Source organism: Reyranella sp., from assembly GCF_965229815.1.
Lineage (GTDB): Bacteria > Pseudomonadota > Alphaproteobacteria > Reyranellales > Reyranellaceae > Reyranella.
On sequence record NZ_CBDDJN010000003.1, the window covers coordinates 21400 to 27480 of the forward strand.

At 72.0% G+C, this 6081-nt stretch carries 8 protein-coding genes; 1 reads left to right on the plus strand and 7 read right to left on the minus strand.

Annotated features, from left to right (window positions below; genetic code table 11):
• Positions 1 to 480 (plus strand): Lrp/AsnC family transcriptional regulator, encoded by a 480-nt coding sequence (locus tag ACO073_RS11160; RefSeq protein WP_421997447.1) that lies wholly within the window; start codon positions 1 to 3, stop codon positions 478 to 480.
• Positions 481 to 492: 12 nt separating this feature from the next.
• Here the strand turns inward: ACO073_RS11160 and ACO073_RS11165 are convergent, their stop codons facing one another.
• The 7 genes from ACO073_RS11165 to ACO073_RS11195 all read right to left on the minus strand — a co-directional run.
• Positions 493 to 969, minus strand: coding sequence for a molybdenum cofactor biosynthesis protein MoaE (locus ACO073_RS11165; RefSeq protein WP_421997449.1), 477 nt, complete (start codon positions 967 to 969; stop codon positions 493 to 495).
• A 5-nt stretch (positions 970 to 974) separates the two neighbouring features.
• On the minus strand, positions 975 to 1226 hold the full coding sequence (gene moaD, locus ACO073_RS11170; protein WP_421997450.1) for a molybdopterin converting factor subunit 1: 252 nt from the start codon (positions 1224 to 1226) through the stop codon (positions 975 to 977).
• Complete coding sequence (gene pgsA, locus ACO073_RS11175; RefSeq protein WP_421997451.1) at positions 1226 to 1798, minus strand: CDP-diacylglycerol--glycerol-3-phosphate 3-phosphatidyltransferase; 573 nt, start codon at positions 1796 to 1798, stop codon at positions 1226 to 1228. Before pgsA ends, moaD begins: the two co-directional genes overlap by 1 nt.
• The gene (locus ACO073_RS11180; RefSeq protein WP_421997452.1) at positions 1759 to 2877 is read right to left on the minus strand and encodes a DMT family transporter; all 1119 of its coding nucleotides are present in this window, start codon (positions 2875 to 2877) and stop codon (positions 1759 to 1761) included. The genes pgsA and ACO073_RS11180 overlap by 40 nt, the downstream gene beginning before the upstream one ends.
• Positions 2878 to 2926: 49 nt before the next feature.
• Positions 2927 to 4924 (minus strand): excinuclease ABC subunit UvrC, encoded by a 1998-nt coding sequence (uvrC, locus tag ACO073_RS11185; RefSeq protein ID WP_421997453.1) that lies wholly within the window; start codon positions 4922 to 4924, stop codon positions 2927 to 2929.
• Positions 4921 to 5709 (minus strand): SDR family oxidoreductase, encoded by a 789-nt coding sequence (locus ACO073_RS11190; protein WP_421997455.1) that lies wholly within the window; start codon positions 5707 to 5709, stop codon positions 4921 to 4923. Before ACO073_RS11190 ends, uvrC begins: the two co-directional genes overlap by 4 nt.
• Positions 5710 to 5750: 41 nt before the next feature.
• Positions 5751 to 6081 (minus strand): hypothetical protein (locus ACO073_RS11195; RefSeq protein WP_421997456.1); only part of this gene is annotated, 331 nt, incomplete at its 5' end.

Consider the following 6081-nt stretch of genomic DNA (forward strand, 5'->3'; position numbering starts at 1 on the left):
ATGGCGCACGAAGCCCCCGCTCTCGACCTCTATGACCGACGCATCCTCTCCGCCCTGCAGGACGACGGCGCGCTGACCAACCAGGCGCTGGCCGACCGGGTCCACCTGTCGGCGTCCCAGTGCTCGAGGCGCCGCCAGCGGCTGGAGGCCGACGGACTGATCCGCGGCTACCGCGCCGACCTCGACGCGGCGAGGCTGGGTCTCACCATCACCGTCTACGTCAACGTGATGCTCGACACCCATTCGCCCGAGAACGCCGACCGCTTCCAGCGGCTCGTCACCCGGCTGCCGGAGGTGCAGGAGGCCCACGCCCTCACCGGCGACATGGACTATCTGTTGAAGATCGTCGTGGCCGACCTGCCGGCGCTGTCGCAGCTGATCAACGGCGAGCTGCTGCCCCACCAGTCGGTGTCGACGGTGAAGTCGTCGATCGTGCTGTCGACGCTCAAGGCCGACCACCGGCTGCCGATCGCGGAATAGCGAGGAAGGAACTCAGTCCCAGCGCCCGGCCGCCGCGTCGTCGGCCGATTTCGCCTCGACCCAGCCGCCGGAGGTGCCGTCGGCCACGTGCTCCTTCTTCCAGAAGGGGGCGCGGGTCTTCAGGAAATCCATCAGGAACGAGGCGGCCTCGAAGGCATCGCCGCGGTGGGCCGACGCCGCCGCCACCAGCACGATGGTCTCGCCGGGCCGGATCGGACCCGACCGGTGAACGACACGCAAGCCCATCAACGGCCAGCGGGCAATCGCCTGCGCCGCGATGCGGCCGATCTCGGCCTCGGCCATGCCGGGATAGTGTTCCAGCTCCAGCACCGACAGGCGCCCCCCCTCGTCTCGGCAGAGACCGGTGAAGGCGACCACCGCCCCGATATCGGTGCGGCAAGCCGTCAGGGCGTCGGTCTCGGCGGAAACGTCGATGGGCTCGAGGCCGACGCGCACCACGGGCGCCGGCGCGGCAGCAGGTGCGTCCATGGCGCTCACCCGCCGGTCATCGGCGGGAACAGCGCCACCTCGCGGGCACCGGCGATCGGCGCGTCCTGCTGGGCGTGCACCCGGTCGACGGCGATGCGGATGGCGGCGGGCTCCTCCAGCGCGAAGGCGTGACTGGGGCTGCGGTCCTTCAGCCAGGCGACCAGGTCGCCGGCGGTGGTGACGCTGGCCGGAAGCTCCACCTCTTCCTCTTCCATCCCGACCCGCTCGCGGACCCAGGCGAAATAGACGACGCGCATCACTCGGCCTCGCTCAGATAGGGCAATCCCCCCCGGATATAGTCCACGCCGGTGTAGATCGTAAGGCCGGCGGCGATCCACAGGACGATGAGCCCCAGCCATTCGGTTGCCTGGGCGGCGCTGCCGAGCACCGGCGCCAGCAGCAGGATGGCGATGGCCGCCAGCTGCGCCGTGGTCTTCCACTTGGCGAGCTTGGAGACGTGGATCACCACGGTACCGCCGAGGAATTCGCGCAGGCCCGACACGAAGATCTCGCGCATCATGATGAACACGGCGGCGAGCACGTTGAGGCCGTCGATGGTGCCGTCGGCCGACAGCGCGATCAGCAGCGCGGCGACGACGAGCTTGTCGGCGATCGGGTCGAGCATGCGGCCGAGCGCCGACACCTGGTTCAGGGTGCGCGCCAGATAGCCGTCGAGATAGTCGGTGAGCGCCGCCACGATGAACAGGATCGCGGCCGCCCAGCGCGCCGCCGGATCGGGCTCCAGCAGCAGCGCGGCGATGATCGGGACCGCGATGATCCGGCCGTAGGTCAGGAGGTTGGGGACCGTGAAGGCGTTGCTGCGCGACATACTCTGACCGTTAAGCAAGGGCGGGGCCAAGACCGGTCCGAGAGACCACAGGCTGGGGCACCCGTCAACGCAACGGTGCGCGCGCGGGGATGTTCCCGCACGCGCCCCGCCTCGCCACCCGCTGGCGTCCGGGGGCGGCGGTGGCCTAGGGCGTCAATGCCGCCGGCGGGGCCAGCGGCGGCGTGATCGCGATGGCCGCCAGCACCGCCGCGCCGGCCGCCAGCTGGGCGAGGCTGAGCGGCTCCCCGAAGGCCAGCCAGCCGATCAGGAACATGGTCGGCAGCTCGAAGCTTCCGGCCATCGCCGTGCGGGCGGCCCCGATCCTCGGGGCGGCCGCCATAGAGAAGCTGCGGCACCAGCGCCGTGACCAGCGCGATGCCGGCGATCAGCGCCCAGCCGTCGGGCGTGGCCGGCAGCAGCGACCCGCGGTCGACGCCGGCCAGCATGGGCAGCAGCCCGATGGTGGCGCCCAGCGCGGCGAAGAACACCCGTTCCAGCGGCATCAGCCCGGCGAGCTTGCCGGTCAGGATGGCGATCGACACGCCGAAGGTCAGCGGCGCGGCGAACGACACCAGCAGCGGCCCCACCGCGCCGGGCGGCAGCGCGGACGGCTTCAGCGCGACCGCCGCCGCCGCCAGGATCAGGACGCAGGCGGCGACGGAGCGCAGCGCCGGCCGCTGGCCGAGCAGCACCCAGGCGGAGAGGAGCGCGAACACCGGATAGGACATGTAGACGAGGCCGGCGGCGGCCACCGGGGCGGCCTTCACCGCCCCGACATAGCCGGTCCAGCCGATCCCCATGGCAAGGCCCGCCCCCAGCGCCCACAGCGCCGGGCGGCGCGCGCCCCGCGCCCTGAAGCCCACCGGCGCCAGCACCAGCGCGACGAAGCCGAACCGGAAGACGGCGATCGCCGGGGCCGCGACCCCCGCCTCGGCCAGCGACTTCGCGAAGAAGGCGACCGAGCCGAAGCCCAGCGCCGCCAGCACGACGGCGAGCGTGGCGACGGTCGGGCCCGTGCGCGGCGCGGGCGGGGCGGTCGGGGCGGTGGGGGCGGGAACGACGGGAACGCGGGAACTCATGGCCCCCGCCTCTTATCCCGCCGGGCGTCCCGGGCAAAGGGGCAGCCCTTCAGCCCGCCCGCTCGTGGAAGTGGGCGTAGATCAGCTTCGCCATCGCCTCGGAGATGCCGTCGACCGTCAGAAGGTCGTCGATGCCGGCCTTTGAGACCGCCTTGGCGGTGCCGAAATGGCGCAGCAGCGCGCGCTTGCGCGCCGTGCCGATGCCGGCGATCTCGTCCAGCGGATTGGCGTGGATCTCCTTCGACCGCTTCGCCCGGTGGGTGCCGATGGCAAACCGATGCGCCTCGTCGCGCAGCCGTTGCACGAAGTACAGCACCGGATCGCGCGGCGGCAGCCGGAACGGCTGCCTGCCGGGGACGTGGAACTCCTCGCGGCCGGCGTCGCGGTCGACGCCCTTGGCCACGCCCACCAGCGGCAGGTCGGTGATGCCGAGATCGGCCAGGGTCTCGCGCGCCGCGCCCAGCTGGGTGAGGCCGCCGTCGATGAGCACCAGGTCCGGCCACGGGCCGACGCCCTCGTCCGGCGCCTCCTGTTCGCCGCGCGGCCCGGCCTCCTTCAGAAGGCGCTTGAAGCGGCGCTCCAGCACCTCGCGCATCATCCCAAGATCGTCGCCGGGCGTCACCACCTCCGACTTGATGTTGAACTTGCGGTAGTGGGCCTTGGCGAATCCGTCGGGGCCGGCCACGATCATGCCGCCGACGGCGTTGGTGCCCATGATGTGGGAGTTGTCGTAGACCTCGATCCGGCGCGGCGGCGCCGGCAGGCCGAACACCTCCGCCACCCCCTTCAAGAGCGTCGCCTGGCTGGCGCTCTCGGCGAGCTTGCGGCCGAGCGCCTCGCGGGCGTTCTGGCGGGCGTGCTCGACCAGTTCGCGCTTGGTGCCGCGCTGGGGCGCCGACACGGTCACCTTGCGGTCGGCGCGCTCCGTCAGCGCCGCCTCCAGCAGCGCCTGCTCCGGCAGCGCCTCGGAGGTCAGGATCATCCGCGGGCACGGCTTATCATCGTAGAACTGGGCGAGGAAGCTCTCCAGCACCTCGGCCGTCGTCCAGTGGGCGTCTGCCTTGGGGAAATAGGCGCGGTTGCCCCAGTTCTGGCCGGTGCGGAAGAAGAACACCTGGATGCAGGTCTGGCCGCCCTCCTGGTGAACGGCGAAGACGTCGGCCTCCTCGATCCCCTGGGGGTTGATGCCCTGGTGCTGCTGGATGTGGGAAAGCGCCGACAGCCGGTCGCGGTAGCGCGCCGCCTGCTCGAAATCGAGCCGGTCCGACGCCCGCTCCATCTCGGTGGCCAGCTCCGCCTTCACCGCGCGGCTCTTGCCGTTCAGGAAGGCGCGCGCCTCGTCAACCAGCTCGGCGTAGCCGGCCGGGTCGATCTCGCCGGTGCAGGGACCCGAGCAGCGCTTGATCTGGAACAGCAGGCACGGCCGGGTGCGGCTCTCGTAGACGGAATCCGTGCACGAGCGCAGCAGGAACGCCTTCTGCAGGGCGTTGATGGTGCGGTCGACGGCGCCGGCCGAGGCGAACGGGCCGAAATAGGCGCCCTTCTTGCTGCGCGCGCCCCGGTGCTTGACGATCTGCGGCGCCTCGTGGTCGCCGGTGATCAGGATGTAGGGGAACGACTTGTCGTCCCTGAGCAGCACGTTGAAGCGCGGCCGAAGCCGCTTGATGAGGTTCGCCTCAAGCAGCAGCGCCTCGGTCTCGGTGCGGGTGGTGACGAACTCCATAGCCGCGGTGGCGGCGATCATCGCCAGCGTGCGGTTGGCCAGCCCGGTCGGGCGCGCGTAGTTGGCGACGCGCTTCTTCAGGCTCCGCGCCTTGCCGACGTAGAGCACGTCGCCGTTGCGATCGAGCATCCGGTAGACGCCGGGCGCGTTCGGCAGCCGCTTGACGAGGTCGGCGATCAGATCGGCACCCAGCCGGCCGCCCTCGCCGTCGGCGGCTTCCGCGACGGGGTCGGGGGCGATCCGCTCGAAGGCGTCGTCGCCGGGCACGGACACCGGCCCCGGCGCGGCCGGTGGCTTGGGGTCCGCGGGTGTCGATTCGGTCATTCGGGAATCCCTAGGACGTCCGGCGTCTCCCAGGCAAGATGCTGGCCCCCGTCGAGCAGGATGGTCTGTCCGGTGATCGACGGGGTCGCGGCCAGGAAGCGCACCGTGGCGCCGAATTCGGCAAGCGCCGGGCCGCGCCTCAGGAGGACGGCGGCCGCCTGCCGCTCGAAATCGTCGCGGGTCTGCCGGTCGCCCTTGAGCGTCGGTCCCGGCGCGATGGCGTTCACCCGGATACGGGGCGCCAGCGCCTGGGCCATGGTTATGGTCATGGCATCCAATGTGGCCTTCGAGGCGCCGTAGGAAAAGTGGCCGGGCACCGGCTTTCGAACGCGCTGGTCGGTAAGGTTGACGATCAACCCCGTCGCGTCGGCCCCGAGCTGGCCGGCGAACGCCTGGGCCAGGAACACCGGGGCCGCCGCGTTGAGGGTCATGTGGGCCTGGAACGCCTCGGGCGTCACCGTCGCGAACCCGTCGTCGCCGAACAGCGCCGCATTGTTGACCAGCACGCCCAGTGGCCCGACCGCATCGGCGGCGCGCGCCACCAGGTCCGGCAGGCCCGCCAGGTCGCAGAGGTCGGCCGCCACCACGTGGACGTCGGCCCCTTCGGCCCGCAGCGCCGCCGCCAGCGCCTCCGCCTCGTCGGTCGAGCGGTGGCAGTGCAGCGCCACCCGGTAGCCGTGGGCGGCCAGGTCCTCGACGATGGCGCGGCCGATGCGTCGGCCGCCGCCGGTGACGAGGGCGGCCGGGGCCGGCGCGGGCAGGCTTGGGGAGGAGGGGGAACCCATGGTGCTCCTTGCCGGCGGTCGGGCGGGGGCGGACGCCCGGCTCAGCCGAACACGCCGTCGACGGCGGCGGCGAGCACGACCCGGTTCAGCCGGTCGTCGGCGGGGTAGACGAAACAGGCCTGCGGTTCCACCTCGCGCACCAGCTCGCCGTCGATCTCCACGGCGCTCACCCAGGAAACGCCATAGCAGGCGGCCAACTCGCGGACCGCCCGCCAGTGGCGGGCGAGGTCGGCGTCGCCGTCGTGGGAAGCCTCGCGGATCCGGAACAGGCAGTCGCGGTCGAAGCCGAGCGACAGCGGCTCCTCCCAGCGCTCCCGCAGCGCGGCGAAATCCCGCCACACCGCGCCGGTGACCACGAACACCACGTCCGGG

Excerpts from the sequence above, each read along its gene's own strand:
- pgsA (WP_421997451.1), bottom strand. The coding sequence starts at position 1,798 with ATGTCGCGCAGCAACGCCTTCACGGTCCCCAACCTCCTGACCTACGGC.
- uvrC (WP_421997453.1), bottom strand. The coding sequence starts at position 4,924 with ATGACCGAATCGACACCCGCGGACCCCAAGCCACCGGCCGCGCCGGGG.
- moaD (WP_421997450.1), bottom strand. The coding sequence starts at position 1,226 with ATGCGCGTCGTCTATTTCGCCTGGGTCCGCGAGCGGGTCGGGATGGAA.
- ACO073_RS11160 (WP_421997447.1), top strand. The coding sequence starts at position 1 with ATGGCGCACGAAGCCCCCGCTCTCGACCTCTATGACCGACGCATCCTC.
- ACO073_RS11190 (WP_421997455.1), bottom strand. The coding sequence starts at position 5,709 with ATGGGTTCCCCCTCCTCCCCAAGCCTGCCCGCGCCGGCCCCGGCCGCC.
- ACO073_RS11180 (WP_421997452.1), bottom strand. The coding sequence starts at position 2,877 with ATGAGTTCCCGCGTTCCCGTCGTTCCCGCCCCCACCGCCCCGACCGCC.
- ACO073_RS11165 (WP_421997449.1), bottom strand. The coding sequence starts at position 969 with ATGGACGCACCTGCTGCCGCGCCGGCGCCCGTGGTGCGCGTCGGCCTC.